Source organism: Microbispora sp. NPDC004025 (assembly GCF_053604425.1).
In genome coordinates this window covers 27,598-52,352 of the sequence record NZ_JBSGHN010000004.1, presented here as the reverse complement: position 1 = coordinate 52,352, position 24,755 = coordinate 27,598, and the positions used below count along the sequence as shown (strand labels likewise).

The following is a 24,755-nucleotide window of genomic DNA, read 5'->3' as shown; positions in this document are numbered from 1 at the left end:
TTTGCCCGGACTTATCCGGTTAAGTGGCGGGAGTGCCAGTGGTCGAAGGGCCGGGGATGCGGCGATGACCGTCCTCGCGGTGGACATCGGCGGCACGAAGTTCGCCGCCGCGGCCGTCGCACCCGACGGCGAGATGCTGGCCCGCGCCGAGGTGCCGCTGCGCGGCCCGGCTTCGGCCGGCGAGACGCTGTCGGAGGTCGTGGGCCGGATCACCGAGCGCGTCGCGCCCGCTCGCCTGAACGGGATCGGAGTGGGCTCGGCCGGGCCGCTCGATCCCCGCCGGGGCACGGTCAGCCCGGTGAACATCCCCACCTGGCGGGAGTTCCCGCTGGTGGACGCGCTGGGCGAGGTGCTTCCCGGCAGGCCCGTACGGCTCGCGGGCGACGCCCAGTGCATGGCGCTCGGAGAGTGGTGGCGCGGCCTCGGCGGGGACCGCGCGGCACGGGCCATGCTCGGCATGGTGGTCTCCACCGGCGTCGGCGGGGGCTTCGTCCTCGACGGCGTGCCGTACGTCGGCCCGACCGGCAACGCCGGGCACATCGGGCACATCACGGTAGACCCCGGCGGTGAGCCGTGCCCCTGCGGCGGCGCCGGGTGTGTGGAGACCATCGCGAGCGGGCCCGGCATGGTCCGGTGGGCCGCCGCGAACGGCTGGTCCGGCGCGGACGCGCGGGCGCTGGCCGCCGACGCCCGGGCCGGGCACCCCACCGCCGCACTCGCCTTCCGGCGCGCCGCCGGCGCGCTGGCCACCGCCGTGCTCACGGCGTCCGCCCTGTTCGACCTCGACCACGTCGTCATCGGAGGGGGCGTGGCCGCGGCGGGGCCGATTCTCTTCGACCCGCTGAGGCAGGCGATCGAGAGGAACGCCGGGCTCGGCTTCCTGCGGCGCCTGCGGGTGGACCCGACCTCTCTGGGCCGCGACGCCGGGCTGTTCGGCGCCGCCGCCCTCGTCCTGATCCAGGACAACCCGGGCACCTGACCTGCCCGGGCCTCCCGACACAAGGAGCGTCGATGAGAGGACCGCGTACGGGCGTCATGGTGGCCGCCGTGCTGGCGGGGCTGGTCGCGGCCCCCGGCACGGCGGAGGCCGCCACCGGGAACGACGGCTTCGTCAAGCGCGCGGGGGCCCACCTCGTGCTCGACGGCAAGCCGTTCCGCTTCGCCGGGGCCAACAACTACTACCTGATGTACAAGTCGCACGCGATGGTGGACGACGTGTTCGCCCGCGCCAAGGCCGCGGACCTGTCCGTGATCCGCAACTGGGGGTCGCTGGACATCGGCAACCAGGACGGGTCCGACTCCATCCAGGGCAAGGCGGACGGCGTCTACTTCCAGTACTGGGACGGGACCAAACCGGCCTACAACGACGGGGCCGACGGCCTCGAACACCTCGACTACGTGCTGTGGAAGGCCAGGAAGTCCGGGATCAAGCTGGTCATCCCGCTCGTCAACAACTGGAACGCCTACGGCGGCATGGACCAGTACGTCCGCTGGGCCAAGGGACAGCACCACGACGACTTCTACACCGACCCGGCGATCAGGGGCTGGTTCAAGGGCTGGATCAGCCATCTGCTCAACCGGGTCAACACGCTGACCGGCGTCGCCTACAAGGACGACCCCACGATCATGGCGTGGGAACTGGCCAACGAACCCCGGTGCAAGGGGTCGGGCGACTACCCGGCATCCCCCGGCTGCACCACGGCCACCGTCACCGCGTGGGCGGACGAGATGTCCCGGCACATCAAGTCGGTGGACGCCAGGCACCTGGTCGGCGCGGGCGACGAGGGCTTCTACTGCGCCGATCCCGGCGGCCCGGACTGGACCGACAACTGCGGCGAGGGCGTGGACACCGTCGCGCTGGCCAGGCTGCCGAAGATGGACCTGATGTCCCTGCACCTCTATCCGGACGGATGGGGCAAGGACGCCGCCTGGGGCACGACCTGGATCAAGAAGCACCTCGCCGACGGCCGCAGGATCGGCAAGCCGGTGATGCTGGGCGAGTTCGGCCTGCTGAGCAAGGCCGGGCGCAACCCCGTCTACCGCGAGTGGACGGACGCCTTCGTGTCCGGCGGCGGCGCGGGCTTCCTGTACTGGCTGATCGCGGGCACGCAGGACGACGGCACGCTCTATCCCGACTACGACGGCTTCACCGTCTACTGCCCCAGCCCGGTCTGCACGACGATCACCAACGCCTCGGCGACGATCCGCGGCAGGCTGCCTATCTTCCCGCCGGTGGCCGACGACGACACGGCCGTCACGACCTTCCGCACCGCGGTCACGGTGGACGCCACCGCCAACGACATCGCGTACCTCGCGAGGATCAGGCCGGAGACGCTCGACCTCGACCCGGCGAGGGCGGGCCGTCAGGCGAGCCTGACCGTGACCGGCGGCACGTTCACCGCCGACACGTCGGGGAAGGTCGCCTTCACTCCCGCCGAGGGCTTCAGCGGCCGGGCCACGGCGACCTACCGGGTGCGCGACAGCCTGCTGCGGTGGTCCGGCACCGCCACGATCACGGTGACCGTCAAGCCCGACCCGGGCGCGGCGATCAGGCTGTTCTCCTTCGAGGACGGCGTGCAGGGCTGGGCGCCCGGCAACTGGCAGAGCGACGCCGGCACGGTGGCCCAGTCCACCGACTGGGCCACCGACGGCACGCACGCCCTGCGGGTGGACGCGACCGGCGGCGGCTGGTTCGGCGCGGCCTTCCCCGAGCCCGTCGACCTGTCGGCCAAGGGCACGCTGAAGTACGACGTCAAGACGGGGGCCGCCGGCACCTCGACCAGTGTCGCGCTGCAGACCGGCTCCGGCTGGGCCTGGTGCCAGTCCACCTGGGGATGGCAGAACCAGGACGCCACGGGGACGGTGGAGATCGACCTCACCTCGGCGATGTCCTGCACGACGGAGGATCTCAAGGACGTGCGCGGCATGTTCGTCTGGGTGAGCCCCGGCACCTTCCGGATAGACGACGTACGCGCCGAGTGATCGGCTGCATCCCCACGGCCGTACGGCTCACCGGGGTGGGGTTGACCGAAATTAGTGCGATATTTCCATTTCGGGGGCAAAGGTAGTCTGGAGGATCGAATCGGAATCGGGGGACGCGGCCATGACGGGAACGCACAGGTGAAAGGGGCCATCGCCCCCGATCTCATGGCGGCGTTGCTCGAACGCGGCGGCGAGGGCGTCGTGCTGTGCGACGCCGGCGGCGTCGTGACACTGGCCAATCCGGCGGCGGCCCGCCTGGTGCCGGGGATCGAGCCGGGGCTGCCCCTGCCCGCCCCGCTCGGTTCCGCCCCGTCCGCCCTCGAAGGCCGGACCGTGACGCACGGCGGACGGGAGATCCGGGTCCGCGCCGAGGAAATGGGCGAAGGCCGGACCGCCTGGTATCTGACCGCGGAATCGCCCCGGGAACAGCGGGAGACGCAGCGTACGGAGTTCCTGCTGGAGGCCGCGCGACGCCTGTCCGCCTCGCTCAACCCCCACCGGTGCGCCCGGGCCGCGACGGAGCTGGGCACCGACTTCCTGTGCGACGCGGCGGTCGTGCTGCTGCCGCCCACCGCCCGCCGTCGCGTGGAGTGGGTGCGCGCCGTCTCCGGCCGTTCCGGCCCGGACGAGGGCATCGTGCCGGCCGCCGCCGCGGCCGAGGTGCCCGGCCTGACCGACGCGCTCGCCGGCCTGCGTGAGGACGCCGCGGGACGGCAGGACCCGGCGGGCACGCCCGGCTGGCTGCTGCCGGAGGGGTTCGGCCCGGTCGGCCACCTGCTGGTGCTCCCGCTGCCCGGCAACGGCGTGCCGGCCGGCGCGATCGTGCTCGCCCGCCGCGCCGGGCGGCCGCCGTTCGGCGAGGACGACCAGGTGATGGCGTGCGACCTCGCGACCCGGGCCGGCGCCGCGATCTCGGCGGCCTCCCTGTTCCGGGAACAGAGCACGGTCAACGCCATCCTGACCGGCGACCTGCTGCCGCCCGACCTGCCGGAGATCGAGGGCATGCGGCTGGCCGGCCGGCTGCGGGCCTCACAGCAGGCGGGCGCCATCGGCGGTGACTTCTACGACGTCTACCTGCCCGAGTCCGCGCCGGAGAGCGAGATCGTGGAGCGGCCTCCGCTGGTCATCCTGGGCGACGTCTGCGGCAAGGGCGCCCGCGCGGCGGTCCTGGCCGGTCAGGTCCGCCACAGCCTGCGTACGCTGCTGCTGCTGGAAAGCCGTCCCGAGCGGCTGCTCGAACTGCTCAACCGGTCGCTGGTCGCGTCCCCGTCGCCGAACTCCTACGTCACGCTGATCCTCGCGGCGCTGCGGAGCGCCCCCGGCGACCACGTGCTGGTGGACCTGTCCGTCGCCGGGCACCCGCCCCCGCTGGTCCTGCGCCGGGACGGCACGGTGGAGGAGGTCGCCGTCCGCGGTTCGATCCTCGGCGCGCTGAAGAAGATCAGCCTGTGGCCCGTCACGCTCGACCTGGCTCCCGGCGAGGTGTGCCTGCTGTACAGCGACGGGATCACCGAGGCGTTCGGCGGTCCGAGCGGCCGGGAGATGTTCGGCGAGGAGCGGCTGAAGCGGGCGCTGGCGACCTGCGCCGGCATGCCGGTCGACGCGCTCGTCGAGCGTCTGGAGCAGCTCAGCACCGAGTGGTTGCGGGGCGGGCAGCAGGACGACCGCGCATTGCTCGCCGTAAGCGCGGGGAGGGGGACGTCGCGATGACGCCGGACCTGGAGGTTGCCACCGGGCGCTACCTGGAGTTGATCGGCCGGGCCGACGAGTACGGCGCGGTCGACCTGGTCGTGGGCCTGATCGACGGGGGCGTCCCCGCCGAGGACGTGCTGCTGAGGGTCATCGCGCCCGGTCAGCGCCGGGTGGGTGAGCTGTGGGCGTCGAACGAGTGGTCGGTGGCGCGCGAGCACGGCGCGACCGCGGTCAGCGAGCGCGCGGTGGCCGCCGTCAGCGGGCGCGTCCGGCCCGCGCCGACACGCGGCCGGGTGGCCGTGGCCTGCGCCGATGGCGAGTATCACGCGCTGCCCACCCGCATCATGGCGGAGGTGCTGCGCCTGCGGGGCTGGGACGTCGACTTCCTGGGCGCCAGCGTGCCCGGGCCGCACCTGATCACCCATCTGCACCAGACGGGGCCCGACGTGGTCGCGCTCGGCTGCACGCTGCCGACCCGGCTGCCCCGCGCGCACGCCACCATCGCGGCCTGCCAGGCCGTGGGCATCCCCGTGCTGGCCGGCGGGGCCGGGTTCGGCGCCGACGGCCGCTACGCCCGGCTGCTCGGCGCGGACGCGTGGGCGCCCACCGCCGACGCGGCGGCCGACCGGCTCGCCGCCGGGCTGCCGTCGTTTCCCGCCGCTCATGACGACGCGGTCCATCTGGGCGACGAGGAGTACGCGTACCTGACCCGGCACCGCGCCGAACTGCTGTCCCGCGTCATGGACGGGCTCAGGGAGGCCTACGCCCCGATGGGCGGCTACAGCGCGCGGCAACTGGAGCACACCGGCGAGGATCTCGGTCACCTCGCCGACTTCCTGGTCGCCGCGATCTACGTCCACGACGCCTCGCTGTTCACCGATTTCGTGGCGTGGACCTGCCGGGTGCTGGCGGCCCGGAATGTGCCGGCGGAGTCCGTCGTGCTCGGGCTGGGCGTTTTCCATGATGTACTGGCGGACTGCCCCCGCGCCCGGGCGCTGCTGACCGAGGGCGTCACCGCGGCACAGATGTGTTGCGCGGTCCGACGAACAGAGACGAGCGTCTGATGCAGGACACGCCCCAGTTCCAGGTCGAGACGCTTGTTTCCGAACCCGGCGCCGTGCGCCTCGTGATGACCGGTGAGCTCGATTTCGGCGCGGCGGACGAGGCGTCCGCCGCGGTGGACAAGGCGCTCGCCGAAGACCTGCGTCTGCTCGAACTCGACCTGGCCGGGCTGAGTTTCATCGACTCCTCGGGCATGGCCGTCCTGATGAACGCCTACATGGGGGCCGGGGAGCGCGGGGCCGGCTTCCGGATCGTCGCGCTCACCCCTTATCTGCGCCACCTGATCGAGGTAGTCGCCCTCGACGACGTGCTGGACCTCCCCGACTGAGACCTTGCCCGACTGAGACCTTGCCCGACTGAGACCTTGCCCGACTGAGATCTCGCCCGGCTGAGACAATGAGCGGGTGAGCAGGCGTGCCGTCGCCGTCCGGGTCGAGGGGATCGTGCAGGGGGTCGGCTTCCGGCCCTTCGTGTACGGCCTCGCCACGCGGCTCGGCCTCGCCGGGGTCGTCGGCAACGACGAACGCGGCGTCTTCATCGAGGTCGAGGGCGGCAGCGCGCCGGTCGAGCAGTTCCTCGCCGCGCTGGCCGGCGACCCGCCGCCGCTGGCGGTGATCGAGCGGATCAGCACGGGCCCGGCGCCGGTCACCGGCCGCAGGACCTTCGTGATCGCGCCCAGCACGGCCTGCGGGGACCGGCGCGCGCTCGTCTCGCCGGACGTGGCGACCTGCGACGCCTGCCTGCGCGAGCTGACCGACCCCGCCGACCGCAGGCACGGCTACGCCTTCATCAACTGCACCGGCTGCGGGCCGCGCTTCACCATCGTCCGCGACGTGCCGTACGACCGGGCGAACACGACGATGGCCGGCTTCCGGATGTGCGCGGACTGCGCCCGGGAGTACCACGACCCCGCCGACCGGCGCTTCCACGCCCAGCCCGTGTGCTGCCCCGCCTGCGGGCCCCGGCTGCGCTTCGTCGGTTCCGGGAGCGGCGGAGACCCGGCAGGCGACCCGCTCGCGCGGGCCGTACGGCTGTTGCGGGCGGGCGGGGTGCTGGCGGTCAAGGGGCTCGGCGGTTACCACCTGGCGGCGCTCGCGGCCGACGAGCCCGCCGTGGCGGCGCTGCGGTCGCGCAAGCACCGCGAGGACAAGCCGTTCGCGGTGATGGCGGGCAATCTGGACGAGGCACGGCGGCTGTGCGTGGTGGACCCGGCCGAGGAGCGCCTGCTGACCGGGCCCGCCCGCCCCGTCGTGCTGCTGCGGCGGCTGCAGGGCACCTCCGCCGCACTGTCCGTCGCACTGTCCGTCGCGCCGTCCGTGGCACCGGGCAACCGGTGGCTGGGCGTGCTGCTGCCCTACACCCCGCTGCACCACCTGCTGCTCCGGGCGCTGGGCCAGCCCGTCGTCCTGACCAGTGGAAACGTGTCCGACGAGCCGATCGCCTACCGCGACGAGGACGCTCTGGAACGGCTGGGCGGCATCGCCGACGCCTTCCTCACGCACGACCGCCCCATCCACATCCGCACGGACGACTCGGTCGTACGGGTCTTCCGGGGCCGCGACCTGCCGATCAGGCGGTCGCGGGGGTACGTGCCGCAGCCGCTGGCGCTCGCCCGGGCGGCCCCCCGGCCCGTGCTCGCCTGCGGCGCCGAGCTGAAGCACACGTTCTGCCTGGTCAAGGGCGACCGTGCGGTCGTCTCCCACCACATCGGCGACCTGGAGAACTACGAGACCCTGCGGTCGTTCACCGAGGGCGTCGAGCATTTCCGGCGGCTGTTCGACATCACGCCCGAGGTGGTCGCGCACGACCTGCACCCCGAGTACCTGTCCACGAAGTGGGCCCTCGACCAGGACGCGGACCTGGTCGGCGTGCAGCACCACCACGCCCACATCGCCTCCTGCCTGGCCGACAACGCCGTGGCCGGGCCGGTCGTGGGAGTGGCCTTCGACGGCCTCGGGTACGGCCCGGACGGCACGCTGTGGGGCGGGGAGTTCCTCGTGGCCGACCTGGCGGAATTCGAACGGGTGGGTCACCTGGCGCCGGTGCCGATGCCCGGCGGCGCCACCGCGATCCGGCAGCCCTGGCGCATGGCGGCGGCCTACCTCGATCTCGCCTATGACGGGGACGTCCCGGAGGACCTGGAGGTCCTCCGGCGCAACGCCGAACGGTGGGCGGCCGTCGTCGCGCTGGCCCGCCGGGGCGGGAACGCGCCTGTCAACCCGCCCCTCACCTCCAGCATGGGCCGCCTGTTCGACGCGGTGGCGGCGGTCGCGGGCGTGCGCGACGCGATCACCTACGAGGGCCAGGCCGCGGTCGAGTTCGAGCAGCTGGCCGACCCCGCGGTGGACGAGGCGTATCCCTGCGGTTTCGTCGCAACGGGCACGCGGTTCACCGTGCCGGGCGTGGCCCTGGTCCGCGCGGCCGCCGAGGACGTGCGCGCGCGTGTGCCGCGCGACGTCGTCGCCGCGCGCTTCCACAACGCCGTGGCCCGCGTCGTCGCCGACGGCTGCGCCCTAGTCAGGGAGGCCCGCGGCCTGTCCACGGTCGCGTTGTCCGGCGGCGTGTTCCAGAACCTGCTGCTGCTCGGCCGGGCCGTGACCCTGCTGGAGGAGCGCGGCTTCACGGTGCTCACCCACCACCGCGTCCCCCCGAACGACGGCGGCGTCAGCCTCGGCCAGGCCGCCGTCGCCGCGGCGCTCGATCGCGGAGATCCCTAGACCGCGCGCAGGGTGTCGGCCCGCAGGTCCGTCGCGATGGCGGCGAACTCGCCGATCAGGGGGGTGCGGCGGGTGCTGTCCCAGGCCAGGCACACCTGGTTCGGCGGGATATCGGCGACCGGGACGTAGGTGACGTCCGGCCGGGTGTAGAAGGTCACCACCGACAGCGGCAGGATGACGACGCCACGACCCGCGGCGACGTGTTCGAGCTTCTCCTCCACAGCGTGGAAGACCGGCGCGGGGCGACGCGGTCCCGGCCCTCGCAGCTCGCCGGCGATGTCGCGCCATTCGGGAACGGCATCGGGGTCCTGGAGGAGGTGTTCGTCGGCGAGGTCGGCGATGCCGATCATGTCCTTGCCCGCCAGATGGTGGCCGGTGGGCAGCACAGCGACGCGCGGCTCGTCCATCAGCGGCCGGACGCGCAGCCCGCGCCGGTCGATCGGCAGGCGCACGTAGCCGATGTCCACCCGCCCGTCGTGGATGGTCTCGACCTGATCGTCCCAGGTTGTGCGCACCACCTCCACTGTCAGCCGGGGGTGACGTTCGCGCAGCGCACGGACCGCCGGAGTGACGATCAGCCCTGGCATGAATCCGACGGTGAAGGTGTCGGCGCCGCGTGCGGCGCGACTGACGCGTCGGCGCAGCGCCTCGGCCGAGGCCAGCAGCGGGCGGGCGTCGGCGAGCAGTTGCTCGCCCGCGGAGGTGAGTTCGGTGGCCCGCCTGTCGCGTACGAAGAGCTGAACCTTCAGCTCTTTCTCGAGCGCCCGGATCTGGCGGGACAGTACGGGTTGCGCGATATGCAGCGCCTCGGCGGCCCGCCCGAAATGCAGCCGCTCGGCCACCGCGACGAAATATCGCAGCTTCCGCAGATCGACGTCCACCAGCGCATCCTCCCGCCTTTGATGCCCACAGGGTATTACAGGCGTGGCGGAGGGTCTTGGACGGCGGCGATGGGGTGGGCCCACCCTGAAGAAGTCGAGATTCCCAACAGAAGGACGAGTCATGGATCTGCAGGGGCAACGCGTCGTCGTGCTCGGCGGCACGTCGGGTATCGGACTGGCCACCGCGGAGTCGGCCACGCGGCAGGGCGCCGTCGTCACGGTCGTTTCCAGCCGGCGAGCCAGCGTCGAGCACGCGCTGACCCGGCTGCCCGGGAGCTGCGACGGCCGCGTCGCCGACCTCACGGACGCCCGGGCCGTGGGCCGGCTCTTCGAGGACCTCGGCGAGTTCGCCCACCTCGTCTACACAGCCGGTGAGCCGCTGACGATGATGCCGTTGGACACGCTCGACCTGGACGCGGCGTGCGACTTCTTCGCGCTGCGCTACTTCGGTGCGCTGGGGGCGGTCCGCGCCGCTCTGCCGTACTTGCGCGAGGATGGTTCGATCACTCTCACAACCGGCATCGCCAAGGACCGGCCGGGTCCGGGCTGGGCCGTCGCGGCGAGCATCTGCGGCGCCATGGAGGCACTGACCAAGGCGCTGGCCGTCGAGCTCGCGCCCATCAGGGTGAACGTCGTGTCGCCCGGCTTCGTACGGTCTCCGCTGTGGTCCGGGATGGGGGAAGAGGACCGCGAGCGGATGTACGCCGAGATCGGCGCCGCGATCCCGGCGGGCCGGGTCGGCGAGGTCGAGGACATCGCGCGAGCCTACGTGTTCCTGATGACGGAGCCGTTCGCCACCGGGACCGTCCTCACCGTGGACGGCGGGCACGTCCTCGTCTGATCGGGCCGGGCGCGATCTCAGCCGCCCTGGTCGCCGGAGGGCAGCGGGGGGCTCTCCTCGTCGATGGGCCCCTCCGGTTCGATGCCGGTGGAGTCCTCGAGCGTGGAACGGCCGTGCGGCCGGTCGGCCTCGCCTCGCACGCCCTCCCGGTCCCGCCCGGGCTCCCGCTCCCGCTGGGCGGTCTCCTCGCCTCTCCGGCTGAGGGTCTCGCCCGCGCCGAGAGGAGATCTCGCCTCGGTGTCCGTGGCGGGCACGCCCGACTCCTCCTCGGCGGACGGCTTCCGCCCGGGCCCGGGCTCGCCCGCGGCCTCCGGCCGGAACGCCAGATCGCCCGCCCGCTCGGTCTCGCTCATGATGAAGTCACCTCCCGGTCAGCAGATCCGCGGCAGCGGGTCGCCGACCAGCACGTCGATGATCCGGGTGCCGCCGAAAGCGGTCTTGAGCAGCACCAGGCCCGGTGGATCGTCCCCGATGCGGCCGACGACCGCGGCGCCCTCGCCGAGCGGATGGCCCCGCAGGGCGGCGAGCGCGGCCCCGGCCGCGTCCCCGTCCACGACCGCGACCATCCGGCCCTCGCAGGCGACGTAGAGCGGGTCGATGCCCAGCAGCTCGCACGCTCCGCGTACGGCGGGCCGTACGGGCACCGCGTCCTCCTCGACCACGACGGCGACGCCGGAGGCCCGGGCGATCTCGTTGAGTATCGTCGCGACGCCGCCGCGCGTCGCGTCCCGCAGGCACCGCACTCCCTCGCCTGCGGCGGCCCGGAGGGCGGCTACCAGACCGTTCAGGGGAGCGGTGTCCGAGGTCACGTCGGCCTCGATGTCCAGCTCGCCCCGGGCCAGCATGATCGTGACGCCGTGTTCGCCGATAGGGCCGGACACGAGGACGGCGTCGCCGGGACGCGCGTGCGCGACGCCGAGACGGGCGTCCCGCTCCAGCAGTCCCACGCCCGCGGTGGTGACGTAGCAGCCGTCGGCCTTGCCACGCTGCACCACCTTGGTGTCCCCGGTGACGATCGACACCTCCGCCGCCCCGGCGGCCCCGGCCATCGACGCCGCGATCCGCCGCAGGTCCTCGACCGGGAAACCCTCCTCCAGGACGAAGCCGGCCGACAGGTACAACGGCCGGGCCCCGCACACCGACAGGTCGTTGACGGTCCCGTTGACGGCGAGGTCGCCGATGTCGCCGCCGGGGAAGAACAGCGGCGAGACCACGTAGGAGTCGGTGGTGAACGCGAGCCGCGCGCCGCCCGCGCCGAACACCGCGCCGTCCTCCAGCGGTTCGAGCAGCGGGTTGCGGAACGCGTCGAGGAAGACCGCCTCGATCAGGGTCTGGGTGGCCTTGCCGCCCGCGCCGTGGGCCATCGTGATGTGCTCCTCGCGCACGCGGGCCTTCCGCTGCCGCGCGCGGTCGATGCGTTCGAGGACCTGCCGCTCACGGGTCGTCTCGGTCACCGCGTCGCCTCCCTCACCCGCTGCCGCGAGAAGCGGCCGAAGTTGTAGTAGGCCGCGCAGGCGCCCTCGGACGACACCATGCAGGTGCCGATCGGCGTCTCCGGTGTGCAGGCCGTGCCGAAGACCTTGCACTCCCACGGCTTGAGCACGCCCTTGAGCACCTCGCCGCACTGGCACGCCTTCGGATCGGCCACCCGGCCGCCGGGGATCGCGAACAGGCGCTCCGCGTCGTACGCCGCGTACTCGTCCCGCATCCGCAGGGCCGAGTGGGAGATGAACCCGAGGCCGCGCCACTCGAAGTACGGCCGCAGCTCCATCACCTCGTTGATCGCCCGCAGGGCCCTGACGTTGCCCGCCCACGGCACGACCCGGGCGTACTGGTTCTCGACCTCCGAGCGCCCCTCGGCGAGCTGGAGCAGCAGCATGTAGACCGACTGCAGGATGTCCAGCGGCTCGAAGCCCGCCACCACCAGCGGTTTGCCGTATCCCCGTGCGATGAACTCGTACGGCCGGCAGCCGATGATCGTGGACACGTGGCCGGGCCCGATGAAGCCGTCGAGACGTAGATCGGGCGAGTCCAGGATGGCCTTGATCGCGGGAATGATCGTCACGTGGTTGCAGAAGACCGAGAAGTTGCGCACGCCCTCGGCCGCCGCCCGCAGGACGGTCATGGCGGTGGACGGCACGGTGGTCTCGAACCCGATGGCCATGAAGACCACCCGGCGGTCCGGGTTGCGGCGGGCGATCTTCAGGGCGTCCAGCGGTGAGTAGACCATGCGGATGTCGGCGCCCTGGGCGGTGGAGTCGAAGAACGACCCGCGCCCGCCGGGCACCCGCATCATGTCGCCGAACGACGTCATGATCACGTCCGGCTGCTCCGCGATGTGGATCGCGTCGTCCACGCGGCCCATCGGGATCACACAGACCGGGCAGCCGGGGCCGTGCACCAGCGTGATCGTCTCGGGCAGGTAGTCCTCCAGCCCGTGCTTGTAGATGGTGTGGGTGTGGCCGCCGCACACCTCCATGAACTTGTACGCCCGGCCCGGTTCGCACAGGCTCGCGATCCTGGCGGACAGCGCCCGCGCCTTGTCCGCGTCGCGGTACTCGTCGACGAAACGCACCGCTGTTCACCTCTCTATGGACGAGTCGCCGATGGACGAGTCACGCAGCGCGGCCAGCTCGTCCTCGTACGCCTGGCCGATGCCTTCGAGGAACTCCAGCGCGGCCCGGGCCTCGGCCTCGTCGATCTTCGACAGTGCGAAGCCGACGTGGATCAGGACCCAGTCGCCGGGCCCCAGGGGCTGGCCGTCGAGCAGCCCGATGTTGACGGCCCGCCGCACCCCGCTCACGTCGACCTTGGCGAGGTCAGTCTGGTCCGGCGGGATCTCCACGATCTCGCCGGGGATGCCCAGGCACATGGGACTCCTCCGCAGTGGTCTCGGGGTCGAGCTGGATGGATTCGAGGACGAGACTGTCGCCGCCCTCCGTGTCGACGTCGATGCCCCCGCACAGTCCGCAGATCATGAGCGGGTCCGCGCACAGCGCGGAGTGGCCGCACCCCCGGCAGATGAGCCGGGCGGGCTCGATGACCAGATCGAGCGTCGCTCCTTCGGCGACCGTCCCGGCGGCGGCCAGGCAGAAGGCCTGGTCCAGGGCCGCGGGCGCGATGCGCAGCAGGGCGCCGGCCCGCACCCGGGCCCGGCGCACCCGCCTGCCGTCCGCCCGGTGCTCGACGGTCTCCAGCACCGCCTCGGCGATCCCGAACTCGTGCATCGGAATCACATCCTTCTGATCCGCAGATAGCGTCGGATGTCGGGAAGCGACTGGACGACCAGGACGGTCATCCCGGCCACCAGCAGCACGAGGACCACGCGTTTCACCATCGCCGCTCCCCTTCCGGGAACTCCTCCGCGATGAGTTCGAGCACGAGACCGGCCGCCTCGGGGACGGCGGCCGCGACCGGCGGGCTCAGATCCATCCCGGGAGACACGTCGGCGGGTTCGCAGCCGACCAGCAGAACTCTGCCTCCCCGGTCTCCGCGGGGGAGATCGAGGCCGGAGGCCAGCGTGAGCACCGCGTCGGGCGTCATCGCGTGCGCGTCCACGAAGGCCGGGGCCGGCTCCGGGGACGCGGGCTCCAGGACGCACAGCGTGCCGGGAGCCCGCCCCGCCGGGACCGCGTCCACGAGGATCGCGAGGTCGTACCCCGAGGTCAGCTCGTAGGCGAGGTGGATGCCCCGGATGCCGAAGTCGCCGACCTCCACGCCCTCGGGAACCCCGGTGGCGGCGAGGTGACGGGCCACCGCCACGCCGAAGCCGTCGTCGCCGAGGAAGACGTTGCCCACGCCGGCCACCAGTGCTCTCATGCCGGTTCTCCTGCGGGTTCGACCTCGTCCGGTGCGAAGTAGAGGAAGCGTCCCTGCTCGCGCTGGAGATCGGAGCCGGGATCGTCCTCCAGCGTCACGGCCAGGTGGCGCACCCCGTCCACGTCGAGGAACACCGCCTCGACCCGGGCGATCCGCCCGGTCAGGAACATGTCGTGCGCGTCGGCGCGCCGGGTGCCCGGCCGCAGCCGCACCCGGCTCCCCTTGCCGATCCGCACCCCGCACACGGTCACCGCGTCGTCCTCCGGCGTCCTGGCGGGCACCTCCAGGTGACGGATGGCGCCGTGGAGGCGTTCGAGCAGCTCCGGCGGCAGGTCGGCGGCCCGTTCGAGGATCTCGGCGGCGCGCGGGTCGGTGACCCTGGCCTCCCGCTTCTCCTCCTCGGTCAGCGTCTGCGTGCGCAGCGTGAGCAGCTCGTCGATCTCGGTCGAGTCGAACAGGTCGCCGGGGCTCTCCGGGGCGATGGCCGGGTGGTCGTACAGGATGATCGGCGAGGACAGCACGACGTCGCGGCGGCCGGGCTCGCCCACCAAGACCGGCCAGGTGTTCTCGTTGCGGCACTGCCGCGCCGCCCCCTCGGCCCACAGCGGCGGGTCGAGCAGCGAGACGAAGGCGCCCCCGCTCACCCCGATCAGCAGGTGGGCGGCGACCAGCGAGCGGCGCAGGGCCTCCTCACGCGGCGCGTCCGCCCGCTCCCAGTGGGCGGTGTTCTCCACCTCGACCCGCAGCCGCACCAGCCCGTACGGCCCGGGCAGCCGTTCGGCGGAGATCCGCATCTCCGCGTCGAGCGGCTGGTGCTCGCAGACGACCCGGCCCGTCCGCTCGCCGCCGGGACCGGTGATGGGCTCGATGACCCGCTCGCCGGGCACCCGGACCTCGATCGTGCGCCGTCCGTCCGTCACGTCCGGCAGGGACAGTATGGTTCTGGCCTCCCGCTCGGCGGCCTCGTCGAAGCTGAGGTAGTCGCGCCCGCCGACGGTCAGCCGCGGCACGGGCCAGTAGCCGTCGTCCTCGCGCCGCTCGACCGTCTTGCCCCTGACGTGCAGGAACCGCAGCCGCACGTCGAGCCGGGCCTCGCCGGGGGCCTCGAGCAGGCACTCGGTCACGCTGGCGGACGGCTCGCCGGGATAGTTCGGCGGCACGAGCACGCCGAACTGCCAGCGCATGCGGTTCTTGGCGGCCGAGGCGCGGTAGGGGTAGAGCAGGTAGCCCTCGTACAGCACGGCGTCCGCGACGCGGCGGGCCGACTCCATGGGCGCGGTCACCGCGCTCCCTCCTTCGGGCTCGCCTCTTCCAGCAGGGCTTCCACGGCTTCGTCGACGGTGGCGAGCACCCGTTCGGACTTGAAGCGGAGGAGCTCGCGCACGGTGTCGCGGCGCAGCCGCAGCCAGCCGGAGCCGGGAAAGGCGGTGTCGATCGTCTCCCGCCAGACCGCGACCGGCAGGCGGTGACGGGTCTCGCAGTGCCAGGGGACCTGCCGCATGCTCACGCCCCCGCCGGAGCGTGCGAGCACGGTCCCGCTGAACAGCAGCAGCAGCGGGATCTCGCCGTCGTCCAGGGAGGCGAAGTAGCGGCCCGCGGCCACCTCCAGGTCGTAGCCGCACGGCACGGGCATGTCGATCGTCGCGCTCCCGGTGAAGCCGGGCACCATCGTCTGCGCCATGGCGAACTGCACCGGCCGCAGCGTGTCGCCCCACCGGGCCGGCTCGCCGAACAGGTCCGCGAGCAGCGCCGCCTCCTGCGGGCCGTACGGCCTGCGGCGCGGCTCGATTCTGATCTGGCAGCGCAGCGCGATGGCGTGGACGCCCTCGGGAGAGGGATCGGTGACGCGCAGGCGGAAGACGAGCGTGGGCGAGGCGGCGTACGGCTCGGGCCGGGCGTCCAGGCAGTCGAAGCGGAGACCGTCGTCCAAGGTCAAACCTCCTTCAGAACACGGGCCCGGCGGCGCAGGGCGGCGAAGAAGCCGTCGATGGCCTCCCACGCCTCCCGTCCGCCGTCGAAGCCCTTCCAGTGCAGCCGTACGAGGCCGACGAGCCGGTAGCAGGCGTCGATCGGCACGAGATGGCAGGAGAACGACCCGTCCGGAGCCCGGTCCACCAGCAGCGCCTCGACGTCGGGCTCGGCGTCCGCCAGCGCCGGGTTGGCCGCGAGCACGCGCTCCCAGGTCGCGAGCGGGAGCAGCGACTCGGTCGCCCCGGCCGGGCTGGGATAGAAGGCCACGGTCCGGCCGAGCGAGGAGTTGCGGAAGAAGAACGCCGTACGCACCGGGATGCCCAGCTCGTCCCAGTCGGCGGGAGAGACCCGGAAGGACGGCGCGTAGAGGTAGCGGTCGGGAACGGCGCGGTAGCGTCCCCCGCCCGGCCGGACGAACAGCAGGCGGCAGCCCCGGCAGACGCACATCAGCGCCCTGGTCTCCAGGTCCACCACGTGCCCGTGCTCCGCCTCCACCGGGTCGGCGCACATCTCGCACAGCTCCGGCACTACGGCCGGTTCGCGGAAGCGGCGAAGGCCGGTGCTCATGACGGGCGCCTGCCTATCTGCAGCAGAGTCACGGCGCTTTCGACGTCCACCCGCGTCACCTCGGGGGCCACCCGGGCGATGGCGCGTTCGATCGACTCGGTGACGGTGACCCGCGACGAGGGACAGCCGCAGGTCCCCTCCAGACGCAGCCGTACGACGCTGTCCTCGACGCTCAGCAGCTCCGCGGGGTGGCCGTCGAGCGCGGCCCGCACCCGCTCGGCCGTGGTCAGCGGGTGCAGGTCGTGCAGCACGAGCAGGCTCGAGACCAGCGGGTCCTCCACCAGCCCGCGCAGCGCGCCGGCCGCCCCGGCCTCGGTGACGATCGCCATGACCCGTTCGAGACCCGCGCCGTACAGGCCGACGACCTCCCGCACGAGCTCCTCGGCCCCGGCCCGGACGCCTTCGCCGGTCAGCTCCGCGATGAGCCGCTCGATCCGCTCACCGGTGGCGGCGACGTCGTGAGTCATGGCGTCCCCGGGAAGGCGTGCGGGCTGTGCACCACGCGCAGCTGCCTGCCCCGGCCCAGGTACATGTGGACGCCGCAGGGCAGACAGGGGTCGAAGCTGCGCACCGTGCGCATGATGTCGATGCCCTTGAAGGTCTCCGGCGGGTTCTCCTCGAAGATCGGCGTGTTCTGCACCGCGTCCTCGTACGGCCCCGGCGTGCCGTTGAAGTCGCGCACGCTCGCGTTCCACGGCGTCGGCGGGTACGGGTGGTAGTTGGCGATCTTCCCGTTCCTGATCACCATGTGGTGGGACAGGACGCCCCGCACGGCCTCGGTGAAGCCGCAGGAGATCGCCTCGTCGGGCACGGTGAACGGCGACCACGTCTGGGTGTGCCCCTGACGGACCTCGCCCAGCGCCTGCTCCGCGAAGTGCAGCGCGCACGCGGCGGCGTAGGCCTGGAAGTACGTCCTGGCCCGGTTGCGCTCGACGGCGTTGGACAGCAGCTCCCCGTTCCGCCGGGGGATCCGCCACTCGAAGGTCTTCTCCGGCAGGCTCGCCGTCCTCGGCAGGTTGATCTCCACGCTGTGCCCGGTGGACCTGACGTAGCCGATGTCCACCAGCCCCGACAGCGCGGTGACCCACAGGCGGGCGAGCGGGCCGCCGCCGGTGTCGAGCGCGAGCAGGTCCCGCCCGTCGAACCAGCGGGGTGACATCACCCAGCTGTACTTGTCGCTGAAGTCCCGCTTCTGCGGATGCGGGATCGTGTGCTGGTTCCACGGATGGCGGATGTCCACCGGGTTGCCCAGCGGGTCCTCGGTGACGAACGGCTCCTGGTCGGCCCAGTCGTCGTAGTAGGAGCTGCCGAGCAGGATGCGGATGCCGAGGTTGATGTCCACCAGGTCGTTGGTGACGAGCTTCCCGTCCACCACGATGCCCGGGGTGACGAACATCCGGCGGCCCCAGTCGTTCATGTGCCGGTAGTCGAAGTCGCAGTGCTCGGGGTCCTGGAAGCTGCCCCAGCAGCCGAGCATGACCCGCCGGCGGCCCACCTGCTCGTAGCCGGGCATCGCGTCGTAGACGAAGTCGAACAGGTCGTCGTGCATGGGGACGACCCGCTTCATGAACTCGACGTACCGCGTCAGGCGGGTGAGGTAGTCGGTGAACACCTGCACGGTCGCGACCGTGCCCACCCCGCCGGGGTAGAGCGTGGAGGGGTGCACGTGCCTGCCCTCCATCAGGCAGAACATCTCCCGGGTGGTGCGGCTCATCGCCAGCGCCTCGCGGTAGAACGCGCCCTCCAGCGGGTTCAGCGAGCGCATGATGTCGGCGATCGTGCGGTAGCCGTGGTCGGCCGCGTGCGGCGCCTCGGTGCGCTCGGCCCGCGCCAGCACGCCCGGGTTCGTCTCGCGGACCATCTTCTCGCAGTAGTCGACCCCGACCAGGTTCTCCTGGAAGATGTTGTGGTCGAACATGTACTCGGCCGCCTCGCCGAGGTTGATGATCCACTCGCCGATGTGCGGCGGGCGCACGCCGTACGCCATGTTCTGGGCGTAGACCGAGCAGGTGGCGTGGTTGTCGCCGCAGATCCCGCAGATCCGGCTGGTGATGAAATGGGCGTCGCGCGGGTCCTTGCCCTTCATGAAGATGCTGTAGCCACGGAACACCGACGAGGTGCTGTAGCACTCCGCGACCTCGCGGTTGGCGAAGTCGACCTTGGCGTAGATGCCGAGACTGCCGACGATCCTGGTGATCGGGTCCCAGGCCATCTCGACCAGTTCGCGTTCCCGGGTCGTCATCGTCAGCTCCAGGGGGCCTTGTAACCGGTGAGCAGCTCGCGGCCCTTCTTGTGCCACTTCGGCTCTTTGTCGACCGTCTTGAACGTGATGCTCCGCAGCGCGCGGATCACCGTGCCGTACGCCTGGCTCGCGGTCGACGAGACGCGGGCGCCGGGCGGCTCGTCCATGAACGGCATGAACTTGTCGGGGAAGCCGGGCATCGTGCACGCGATGCAGATGCCGCCCACGTTGGGGCAGCCGCCGACGCCGTTGATCCAGCCGCGCTTGGGCACGTTGCACTTGACGACCGGCCCCCAGCAGCCGATCTTCACCAGGCACTTCGGCGAGCCGTACTCGGTGGCGAACTGGCCCTGCTCGTAGTAGCCGGCCCGGTCGCAGCCCTCGTGCACGGTCTGGCCGAACAGCCACGTCGGGCGCAGCGCGTGGTCCAGCGGGATCATCGGCGCCTGCCCGGCGAGCTGGTAGAGCAGGTAGAGGATCGTCTCCGACAGGTTGTCCGGGTGGATCGGGCAGCCGGGCACGTTGACGATGGGCAGCCCGGCCTTCGACCGCCAGTCCCAGCCCAGGTAGTCGGCCACGCCCATCGCCCCGGTCGGGTTGCCCGCCATCGCGTGGATGCCGCCGTACGTGGCGCAGGTGCCGGCGGCGAGGACGGCGGTCGCCTTCGGCGCGAGCCGGTCGAGCCACTCGCTGGTCGTCATCGGCTGCCCGGTGTCGGGGTTGTTGCCGAACCCGCACCAGTAGCCCTCTCGCTTGATCGACTCGTTGGGGATCGATCCCTCGATGACCAGCACGAACGGGTCGAGTTCGCCCCGGTCGGCCTTGAAGTACCACTCGATGAAGGTGTCCGCGCCCTGCATCGGGCCGCACTCGAAGTCGATCAGCGGCCAGTGGACCTCGACCTTGGGCAGGCCGGGCAGCGCGCCGAGCACGATCTCCTCGATGCTCGGCTGGGTCGCGGCGGTGAGCGCGACCGAGTCGCCGTCGCAGCTCAACCCGGCGTTTATCCACAGGATGTGGATGACAGGCTCGTTCTGTCCGTCAGGCGCCGTCATCGCTGTCACCGGCTTCCGATCGGATCAGCGCTTGCTGGGTCAGCTCCCAGAGCGCGTGGTAGACGGTCGTCTGGGCCTCCTGGATCCGGTGGACCGAGGCCGAGGGGACCACGAACAGGTGGTCGATGGTGCCGAGCTCGGCCATCTGGCCGCCGCCGTAGCCCGCCAGTCCGACCGTGAGCATGCCGCGCCGGCCCGCCTCCTCGAACGCGGCGATGAGGTTGCGGGAGTTCCCGCTGGTCGACAGGCCGAGCGCGATGTCCCCGGCGAAGGCGGACGCGGCGAGCTGCCGGGCGAAGACCACCTCGAAGCCGATGTCGTTGGCCAGCGCCGTCACGACCGCGATGTCCGCCGTGAGGGCGAACGCGGGAAGAGGGCGGGCAGGACCCCCGTGGTTGATGAAGCCGGGATTCATGAAGAGCGTGGCCACGTCCTGGGCGTCGGTCGAGCTGCCCCCGTTGCCGAAGGCGAACAGCCGGGCCCCCGCCGCGAACGACTCCGCCATGTCCTGCGCGCAGGCGGCGATCCGGTCCCCGTCGCGCTCCAGCACCGTCCGGCGCAGGGTGACGATCTCGTCGACCTTCTCCACCGTCGACTGACGTACGGAGGTCATGACCGCGTCGAGGTCGGTGGACTCCGAGTAGAGGAAGGGGTAGAGCGCCTCCATGTCGCCGGTCACGGCCCACCCACCTCCCGCGCGACCGCGATGACCGCGATGGCCTCCTTGGCGTGGACCAGGATCGTGTCGCCGGCCCCGGCGTCCACCAGGGCGACGCTGACCACCTCCCGGCCCCGGCCGGTGTCGACGAGCGCGAGCTCCCGCTCCAGGAGCCGTACGACGGTCACCGCGACCGCCTCGTCGGAGCAGGTGACGCAGCTTTCGCCGGGGCAGTTCACGGGATCACCCGTGGGTCGAGCACACCCGGCTGCTCGAAGAACACGTGCACCAGCTCCCAGAGGATGTGGTAGGTGGTGACGTGCACCTCCTTGACCACACGCGGATCGGCGGAGCGGGCGATCAGGACGTGGTCGACGGCCGGGCTGCGGCCGATCGGCCCGCCGTCGTCGCCGCCGGTCAGCGCCAGCGTGAGCAGGCCGAGCCGGTGTGCGGTCTCCAGGCCACGGAGCACGTTCACGCAGCCGCCGTCGGGCGAGACGCCGAGGGCGATGTCCCGCGGCGCGGCGAGACGGCGCAGCTGGTGGGCGAAGACCTCCTCCAGGCCCGCCGTCGCGGCGACTCCCGTGATCGTCGCCACGTCGCTCGTGAGTGAGAACGACGGGAGCGCCCGTTTGCCCACGATCACCGGATGGACGAACTCCACCGAGATGTGCTGGGCGTCGGTGGCGGCCTCGCCGTTGCCGAAGACGATGAGCCTGCCGCCGCCGTGGAAGCGCGTCGCCATCGCGTGGCAGGCCCTGGCCACCGCGTCGGCCTCGTCGGCCAGGCCGAGCGCCGGGCCCACGCGGCGCGCGAAGACCTCCGGAACACGTGCAAGGACCGCCTGGTCCATCCCGGACCACTTCCCCCGGATCGCGTCATCCCTCAGGGAAAACCCCTGGTTAACGACCGTACGCCGAGCCGGGACGGGGGGAATCAACAGATGTCGGTGATTTCGTAAAGATCACTACAGCCCGAACACGCCGACGGCCCCGGCCGGACCGGGGCCGTCGGCGGGGCAGGGTCTACCCGACGCTCTTGCGACGGTACAACGCGACGGCGCCCAAGACGCCGATCGCGGCGAGCGCCACCTGGATGATCAGCTGGATCCAGCCGAACCCGCCCGCGGGGGCGACTCCGAGCGCTCCGGCGATCGCCGTGCCGATGAAGGCGGCGATGATGCCGATGACTATGGTCAGCCAGATCGGGATGGCCTGGCGTCCGGGGACGACCAGCCGGCCGAGGGCGCCGATGATGAGTCCGATGATGATGGCGGAGATGATGCCGCTGACGGCCATGCTGCCACCCTCCCTAGTGGTCGGTGCCTCCCTTCTGCCCAGCAGAAACCGGACAAAACTCGACAAATCGGGAGGGTTGGGTGCCGTCCGCGATGCGGTTCTCCCAGGCCCACGCGGCGATCTCGACCCGGTTGCGCAGGCCGAGTTTGGCCTGCACACCGGCCACGTGGCTCTTGACCGTGCTCAGCGAGATGAACAGTTCGGCGGCGATTTCCTGGTTGGTGCGCCCCCTGGCGACCGCCCTGACGACCTCGATCTCCCGCTTCGAGAGCGGATGGTCCGCCGACGGCCTCGCGGCCGTCGCGGCGGCCGTCAGGTGACGCAGCAGCCGCAGGGTGACCGACGGGGAGACCAGCGCGTCCCCGTGGTGCGCGGCCCGCACGGCCTCCACGAGCAGGGCGGGGCCGCAGTCCTTGAGCACGAAGCCGGTCGCGCCCGCCCGCAGCGCGCCGTAGACGTACTCGTCCAGGTCGAAGGTGGTGACCACGACCACCCGCAGCGGCTCGGGGACGCCCGGCCCGGCCAGGGCGCGGGTGACCGCGATACCGTCGAGCCGGGGCATCCGCACGTCCACCAGGCACACGTCCGGGCGCAGCCGCCGGGCCGCCTCGACGGCCTCGGCTCCGTCGGCCGCCTCGGCGACCACCTCGATGTCGGGCTGGTCCTCCAGGATCAGCCGCAGGCCGCCGCGGACCATCGCCTGGTCGTCGGCCACCAGCACCCTGATCGTCATCGGTGGTCACATCGCTGGTCGCGCACCGGGACCGGCAGGGTCGCGAGCACCGACCAGCCGGACCCTGGACGTGGCCCGGCCCGCAGCGTGCCGCCGAGGGCCTCGACCCGCTCGCGCATCCCGAGCAGGCCGTATCCGCCGCGCTGGTGGTGCCGCGAGGGGCCGCGCGGCGAGTCGTCGGCGACCTCGACGGTGACGGCCTCCCGGTCCCGCTCCACGCTGACCGTGACCGAGCGCGCGTGCGGGGCGTGGCGCGCGATGTTGGTCAGCGACTCCTGCACGACCCGGTAGACCGTGCCGGTCACCTCGGGCGGCCACGCGGCCGTCTCCTCCTCGCCCGGCAGCCGCGCGCGTACGGCGCGGCCGTCGGCCTCGAAGCGTTCGACCAGCTCGTCCAGCTCGCCCGGTCCTGCGGGTGCGGCCGGGCCGGCGCGGTCACCGGGGTCGCGCAGCAGACCGACGACGCGGCGCATCGCGGCCAGCGCGTCGGAACCGGCGGCCTCGATGTCCGCCAGGGCGCCGCCGACCTTCTCGGGACTCCTGCGCGCCACGATCCGGGCGGCCTGGGCCTGCACCACGATGCCGGTGACGTGATGCGCGACGACGTCGTGCAGCTCGCGGGCGAGCGCCAGCCGCTCGGCGCGGCGCACGGCCTCGGCGGCGGCCCGGCGGCGGGCGTCGAGCAGCCGGGGAACCAGCCCGGCCACGACACCCGCGAGCCAGGCCGCCACGTTCAGCGCGGTGACAGAGGGAACCCCCGCGGTGAGCGTGTGCGCGGACAGCAGGCTGCCCACCGCCACGACGAGGCCGCCGCCCGCCACGGCGCGGGCGACGTGCACGGGCAGCACCCGCACCGCCGAGCCCATCAGCACCGACAGGCCCAGAGCCATGCCGGGGCCGGGCTCGCTCGGCAGCCCGGCGAACCGGGAGGCCAGGACGGCGGTCGCCGCGACGGCCAGGCCGGCGACGGCCGCCCGCGTGCGATCGAGCCGCCGTGCGAGGGCGGCGGCGCAGACCACGGCCCCCGCCGCGCAGCCGAACCGCCAGTAGCCGCCGCCCCAGCTGTCCGCGATCCGGGAGGCCCAGAAGGCCAGCACCACCGCGAACACGACACCGAGCCCGATGTCGGCCGCCCATCTCCGCACCCGCACGATGCCGAGGCTATGAGATCGGCCGCCCGCGCAGGAACCGGCCGAAAGTACGGTTGCGACCGGCCTGATTCCCGCTTCCGGCCGGTGCCGGAGCCGGGCGGCCGCCGCGCACCATGAGGCCCCATGAAACGTGAACGCATCGTCGCGCTCGACGTGGTCCGCGGGTTCGCGCTGTGCGGGATCCTGCTGGCCAACGTCAAACCGATCGCCCACCTCGGCGACCTCATGGCGCCCGGCGAGCCCGCGGCCCCCGACGACGCCTGGATGGGGCTGCTCGTCGAGCAGCGCTTCTTCCCGATCTTCTCCCTGCTGTTCGGGGTCGGGTTCTCGCTGCTGCTGGAATCGGCCGCGGCCCGGGTCGCCCGGCCGCGGCTGGTCCTGGCCCGTCGGCTGCTCGTGCTGCTCGCGGCCGGGCTGGCGCACTTCTTCCTGCTGTGGCCCGGCGACATCCTCAGCACGTACGCCGTCGTCGGGCTGCTGGTGCTGCTGCCCTCGACATGGCTGCCGCGCGCGGCCGTCGCCGTGCTCGCCCCCACGCTCGTCACGGCGTCGCTGATCCTCGGAGGCGAGAGGTTCCTGCTGGTCGCCGGGTTGTTCCTGCTGGGTTCCGCGCTGACCCGGTATGGCGTGGCCGCCCGGATCGAGCGGTCCGTCCGGGCGCCCGCCGTCCTCGGCCTGACCTTCGCGGCGCTCGCCGCGCCCGTCCTGTGGTGGCAGACCCGGCTGGGCGGCGGCGACCCCGGCTTCAGCCGCGCGCTGGCGCTGGGCGGGCTGCTGGTCGCCGGGGTGTACGTCTGCGCCCTGCTGGTGCTGCTCGCGACGCCGCTGCGGCCGGTGTTGGCGGCCCTGTTCGCGCCGCTGGGGCGGATGGCGCTGACCAACTATCTGACCGCGACGGTCCTCGTCCTGCTGATCACCCGCGTCGGCGGCGGCCCGGCGGACGCCTGGTCCTCGGCGCGGGTGGCCCTGACCTCGGCCGCCGTCCTCGCCGTCCAGTGGCTGTGGTCCACGCTCTGGCTGCGCCGGCGCCCGTACGGCCCGCTGGAGTGGCTGTGGCGGCGGGCCACCTGGGCCGGGGCGCGGTGA

Annotated in this window: 28 protein-coding genes; 8 read left to right on the top strand and 20 right to left on the bottom strand. The window is 72.5% G+C overall.

Features of this window, described 5'->3' with window-relative positions:
- The first annotated feature begins 64 nt into the window (after nucleotides 1–64).
- From ACWEQG_RS12060 to hypF, 6 genes are all read left to right on the top strand, one after another.
- Nucleotides 65–979, top strand: coding sequence for an ROK family protein (locus ACWEQG_RS12060; protein WP_452284031.1), 915 nt, complete (start codon nucleotides 65–67; stop codon nucleotides 977–979).
- 32 nt (nucleotides 980–1,011) lie between these two features.
- Complete coding sequence (locus ACWEQG_RS12055) at nucleotides 1,012–2,982, top strand: cellulase family glycosylhydrolase (protein WP_452284029.1); 1,971 nt, start codon at nucleotides 1,012–1,014, stop codon at nucleotides 2,980–2,982.
- Between the two features lie 138 nt (nucleotides 2,983–3,120).
- Nucleotides 3,121–4,692 (top strand): PP2C family protein-serine/threonine phosphatase, encoded by a 1,572-nt coding sequence (locus ACWEQG_RS12050; protein ID WP_452284027.1) that lies wholly within the window; start codon nucleotides 3,121–3,123, stop codon nucleotides 4,690–4,692.
- A complete protein-coding gene (locus tag ACWEQG_RS12045; protein WP_452284025.1) occupies nucleotides 4,689–5,738 on the top strand; it encodes a cobalamin B12-binding domain-containing protein in 1,050 nt (349 codons plus the stop codon). Before ACWEQG_RS12050 ends, ACWEQG_RS12045 begins: the two co-directional genes overlap by 4 nt.
- Complete coding sequence (locus ACWEQG_RS12040) at nucleotides 5,738–6,064, top strand: STAS domain-containing protein (RefSeq protein WP_452284023.1); 327 nt, start codon at nucleotides 5,738–5,740, stop codon at nucleotides 6,062–6,064. The genes ACWEQG_RS12045 and ACWEQG_RS12040 overlap by 1 nt, the downstream gene beginning before the upstream one ends.
- 76 nt (nucleotides 6,065–6,140) lie before the next feature.
- Entirely contained in the window at nucleotides 6,141–8,453 is a 2,313-nt protein-coding gene (gene hypF, locus ACWEQG_RS12035; protein WP_452284021.1) for a carbamoyltransferase HypF, read from the top strand.
- Here hypF and ACWEQG_RS12030 read toward each other — a convergent pair.
- Nucleotides 8,450–9,334, bottom strand: coding sequence for a LysR family transcriptional regulator (locus tag ACWEQG_RS12030; protein WP_452284020.1), 885 nt, complete (start codon nucleotides 9,332–9,334; stop codon nucleotides 8,450–8,452). The genes hypF and ACWEQG_RS12030 overlap by 4 nt on opposite strands.
- Before the next feature lie 121 nt (nucleotides 9,335–9,455).
- Here ACWEQG_RS12030 and ACWEQG_RS12025 point away from each other — a divergent pair, with 121 nt between their 5' ends.
- Entirely contained in the window at nucleotides 9,456–10,175 is a 720-nt protein-coding gene (locus ACWEQG_RS12025; RefSeq protein WP_452284018.1) for an SDR family oxidoreductase, read from the top strand.
- A gap of 17 nt (nucleotides 10,176–10,192) precedes the next feature.
- On the opposite strand, the gene ACWEQG_RS12020 is transcribed toward ACWEQG_RS12025, so the two are convergent.
- The 19 genes from ACWEQG_RS12020 to ACWEQG_RS11930 form a co-directional block, all read right to left on the bottom strand.
- The gene (locus tag ACWEQG_RS12020; protein ID WP_452284016.1) at nucleotides 10,193–10,528 is read right to left on the bottom strand and encodes a hypothetical protein; all 336 of its coding nucleotides are present in this window, start codon (nucleotides 10,526–10,528) and stop codon (nucleotides 10,193–10,195) included.
- 18 nt (nucleotides 10,529–10,546) lie between these two features.
- A complete protein-coding gene (hypE, locus tag ACWEQG_RS12015) occupies nucleotides 10,547–11,629 on the bottom strand; it encodes a hydrogenase expression/formation protein HypE (protein ID WP_452284014.1) in 1,083 nt (360 codons plus the stop codon).
- The gene (gene hypD, locus ACWEQG_RS12010; protein WP_452284012.1) at nucleotides 11,626–12,750 is read right to left on the bottom strand and encodes a hydrogenase formation protein HypD; all 1,125 of its coding nucleotides are present in this window, start codon (nucleotides 12,748–12,750) and stop codon (nucleotides 11,626–11,628) included. Before hypD ends, hypE begins: the two co-directional genes overlap by 4 nt.
- Before the next feature lie 6 nt (nucleotides 12,751–12,756).
- Nucleotides 12,757–13,047, bottom strand: coding sequence for a HypC/HybG/HupF family hydrogenase formation chaperone (locus ACWEQG_RS12005; RefSeq protein WP_363462609.1), 291 nt, complete (start codon nucleotides 13,045–13,047; stop codon nucleotides 12,757–12,759).
- Nucleotides 12,995–13,402 carry a hydrogenase maturation nickel metallochaperone HypA/HybF gene (locus tag ACWEQG_RS12000; RefSeq protein WP_452284010.1) on the bottom strand — a complete coding sequence of 136 codons (408 nt, stop codon included), beginning with the start codon at nucleotides 13,400–13,402 and terminating at the stop codon, nucleotides 12,995–12,997. Before ACWEQG_RS12000 ends, ACWEQG_RS12005 begins: the two co-directional genes overlap by 53 nt.
- A 5-nt stretch (nucleotides 13,403–13,407) precedes the next feature.
- Nucleotides 13,408–13,512: a DUF6893 family small protein gene (locus tag ACWEQG_RS11995; RefSeq protein WP_452284008.1), complete on the bottom strand. Its 105-nt coding sequence runs from the start codon at nucleotides 13,510–13,512 to the stop codon at nucleotides 13,408–13,410.
- Nucleotides 13,506–13,994, bottom strand: coding sequence for a hydrogenase maturation protease (locus tag ACWEQG_RS11990; protein ID WP_452284006.1), 489 nt, complete (start codon nucleotides 13,992–13,994; stop codon nucleotides 13,506–13,508). The genes ACWEQG_RS11995 and ACWEQG_RS11990 overlap by 7 nt, the downstream gene beginning before the upstream one ends.
- Nucleotides 13,991–15,277 carry a hypothetical protein gene (locus tag ACWEQG_RS11985; protein WP_452284004.1) on the bottom strand — a complete coding sequence of 429 codons (1,287 nt, stop codon included), beginning with the start codon at nucleotides 15,275–15,277 and terminating at the stop codon, nucleotides 13,991–13,993. Before ACWEQG_RS11985 ends, ACWEQG_RS11990 begins: the two co-directional genes overlap by 4 nt.
- Complete coding sequence (locus ACWEQG_RS11980; protein ID WP_452284002.1) at nucleotides 15,274–15,924, bottom strand: DUF6084 family protein; 651 nt, start codon at nucleotides 15,922–15,924, stop codon at nucleotides 15,274–15,276. The genes ACWEQG_RS11985 and ACWEQG_RS11980 overlap by 4 nt, the downstream gene beginning before the upstream one ends.
- Before the next feature lie 2 nt (nucleotides 15,925–15,926).
- A complete protein-coding gene (locus ACWEQG_RS11975) occupies nucleotides 15,927–16,532 on the bottom strand; it encodes a DUF5947 family protein (protein WP_452284000.1) in 606 nt (201 codons plus the stop codon).
- Complete coding sequence (locus ACWEQG_RS11970; protein ID WP_452283998.1) at nucleotides 16,529–16,999, bottom strand: NifU family protein; 471 nt, start codon at nucleotides 16,997–16,999, stop codon at nucleotides 16,529–16,531. The genes ACWEQG_RS11975 and ACWEQG_RS11970 overlap by 4 nt, the downstream gene beginning before the upstream one ends.
- Entirely contained in the window at nucleotides 16,996–18,774 is a 1,779-nt protein-coding gene (locus ACWEQG_RS11965; RefSeq protein WP_452283996.1) for a nickel-dependent hydrogenase large subunit, read from the bottom strand. Before ACWEQG_RS11965 ends, ACWEQG_RS11970 begins: the two co-directional genes overlap by 4 nt.
- Nucleotides 18,775–18,776: 2 nt before the next feature.
- Nucleotides 18,777–19,829, bottom strand: coding sequence for an NADH-quinone oxidoreductase subunit B family protein (locus ACWEQG_RS11960; protein WP_363462617.1), 1,053 nt, complete (start codon nucleotides 19,827–19,829; stop codon nucleotides 18,777–18,779).
- A complete protein-coding gene (locus tag ACWEQG_RS11955; RefSeq protein ID WP_363462618.1) occupies nucleotides 19,816–20,508 on the bottom strand; it encodes a D-sedoheptulose-7-phosphate isomerase in 693 nt (230 codons plus the stop codon). The genes ACWEQG_RS11960 and ACWEQG_RS11955 overlap by 14 nt, the downstream gene beginning before the upstream one ends.
- Nucleotides 20,505–20,726, bottom strand: coding sequence for a hydrogenase assembly protein HupF (locus tag ACWEQG_RS11950; RefSeq protein WP_452283994.1), 222 nt, complete (start codon nucleotides 20,724–20,726; stop codon nucleotides 20,505–20,507). The genes ACWEQG_RS11955 and ACWEQG_RS11950 overlap by 4 nt, the downstream gene beginning before the upstream one ends.
- Entirely contained in the window at nucleotides 20,723–21,340 is a 618-nt protein-coding gene (locus tag ACWEQG_RS11945) for a D-sedoheptulose-7-phosphate isomerase (RefSeq protein ID WP_452283992.1), read from the bottom strand. The genes ACWEQG_RS11950 and ACWEQG_RS11945 overlap by 4 nt, the downstream gene beginning before the upstream one ends.
- 172 nt (nucleotides 21,341–21,512) lie before the next feature.
- On the bottom strand, nucleotides 21,513–21,785 hold the full coding sequence (locus tag ACWEQG_RS11940) for a GlsB/YeaQ/YmgE family stress response membrane protein (protein ID WP_452283990.1): 273 nt from the start codon (nucleotides 21,783–21,785) through the stop codon (nucleotides 21,513–21,515).
- Nucleotides 21,786–21,798: 13 nt separating this feature from the next.
- Nucleotides 21,799–22,518, bottom strand: a complete 720-nt coding sequence (locus ACWEQG_RS11935; RefSeq protein ID WP_452283988.1) for a response regulator — start codon at nucleotides 22,516–22,518, stop codon at nucleotides 21,799–21,801.
- Complete coding sequence (locus ACWEQG_RS11930) at nucleotides 22,515–23,669, bottom strand: sensor histidine kinase (RefSeq protein ID WP_452283986.1); 1,155 nt, start codon at nucleotides 23,667–23,669, stop codon at nucleotides 22,515–22,517. The genes ACWEQG_RS11935 and ACWEQG_RS11930 overlap by 4 nt, the downstream gene beginning before the upstream one ends.
- Before the next feature lie 123 nt (nucleotides 23,670–23,792).
- Here ACWEQG_RS11930 and ACWEQG_RS11925 point away from each other — a divergent pair, with 123 nt between their 5' ends.
- A complete protein-coding gene (locus tag ACWEQG_RS11925) occupies nucleotides 23,793–24,755 on the top strand; it encodes a DUF418 domain-containing protein (RefSeq protein WP_452283984.1) in 963 nt (320 codons plus the stop codon).

Excerpts from the sequence above, each read along its gene's own strand:
- ACWEQG_RS12060 (WP_452284031.1), top strand. The coding sequence starts at position 65 with ATGACCGTCCTCGCGGTGGACATCGGCGGCACGAAGTTCGCCGCCGCG.
- ACWEQG_RS12055 (WP_452284029.1), top strand. The coding sequence starts at position 1,012 with ATGAGAGGACCGCGTACGGGCGTCATGGTGGCCGCCGTGCTGGCGGGG.
- ACWEQG_RS12045 (WP_452284025.1), top strand. The coding sequence starts at position 4,689 with ATGACGCCGGACCTGGAGGTTGCCACCGGGCGCTACCTGGAGTTGATC.
- ACWEQG_RS12040 (WP_452284023.1), top strand. The coding sequence starts at position 5,738 with ATGCAGGACACGCCCCAGTTCCAGGTCGAGACGCTTGTTTCCGAACCC.
- ACWEQG_RS12025 (WP_452284018.1), top strand. The coding sequence starts at position 9,456 with ATGGATCTGCAGGGGCAACGCGTCGTCGTGCTCGGCGGCACGTCGGGT.
- ACWEQG_RS12020 (WP_452284016.1), bottom strand. The coding sequence starts at position 10,528 with ATGAGCGAGACCGAGCGGGCGGGCGATCTGGCGTTCCGGCCGGAGGCC.
- ACWEQG_RS12005 (WP_363462609.1), bottom strand. The coding sequence starts at position 13,047 with ATGTGCCTGGGCATCCCCGGCGAGATCGTGGAGATCCCGCCGGACCAG.
- ACWEQG_RS12000 (WP_452284010.1), bottom strand. The coding sequence starts at position 13,402 with ATGCACGAGTTCGGGATCGCCGAGGCGGTGCTGGAGACCGTCGAGCAC.
- ACWEQG_RS11995 (WP_452284008.1), bottom strand. The coding sequence starts at position 13,512 with ATGGTGAAACGCGTGGTCCTCGTGCTGCTGGTGGCCGGGATGACCGTC.
- ACWEQG_RS11990 (WP_452284006.1), bottom strand. The coding sequence starts at position 13,994 with ATGAGAGCACTGGTGGCCGGCGTGGGCAACGTCTTCCTCGGCGACGAC.
- ACWEQG_RS11975 (WP_452284000.1), bottom strand. The coding sequence starts at position 16,532 with ATGAGCACCGGCCTTCGCCGCTTCCGCGAACCGGCCGTAGTGCCGGAG.
- ACWEQG_RS11970 (WP_452283998.1), bottom strand. The coding sequence starts at position 16,999 with ATGACTCACGACGTCGCCGCCACCGGTGAGCGGATCGAGCGGCTCATC.
- ACWEQG_RS11965 (WP_452283996.1), bottom strand. The coding sequence starts at position 18,774 with ATGACGACCCGGGAACGCGAACTGGTCGAGATGGCCTGGGACCCGATC.
- ACWEQG_RS11960 (WP_363462617.1), bottom strand. The coding sequence starts at position 19,829 with ATGACGGCGCCTGACGGACAGAACGAGCCTGTCATCCACATCCTGTGG.
- ACWEQG_RS11945 (WP_452283992.1), bottom strand. The coding sequence starts at position 21,340 with ATGGACCAGGCGGTCCTTGCACGTGTTCCGGAGGTCTTCGCGCGCCGC.
- ACWEQG_RS11940 (WP_452283990.1), bottom strand. The coding sequence starts at position 21,785 with ATGGCCGTCAGCGGCATCATCTCCGCCATCATCATCGGACTCATCATC.
- ACWEQG_RS11935 (WP_452283988.1), bottom strand. The coding sequence starts at position 22,518 with ATGACGATCAGGGTGCTGGTGGCCGACGACCAGGCGATGGTCCGCGGC.
- ACWEQG_RS11925 (WP_452283984.1), top strand. The coding sequence starts at position 23,793 with ATGAAACGTGAACGCATCGTCGCGCTCGACGTGGTCCGCGGGTTCGCG.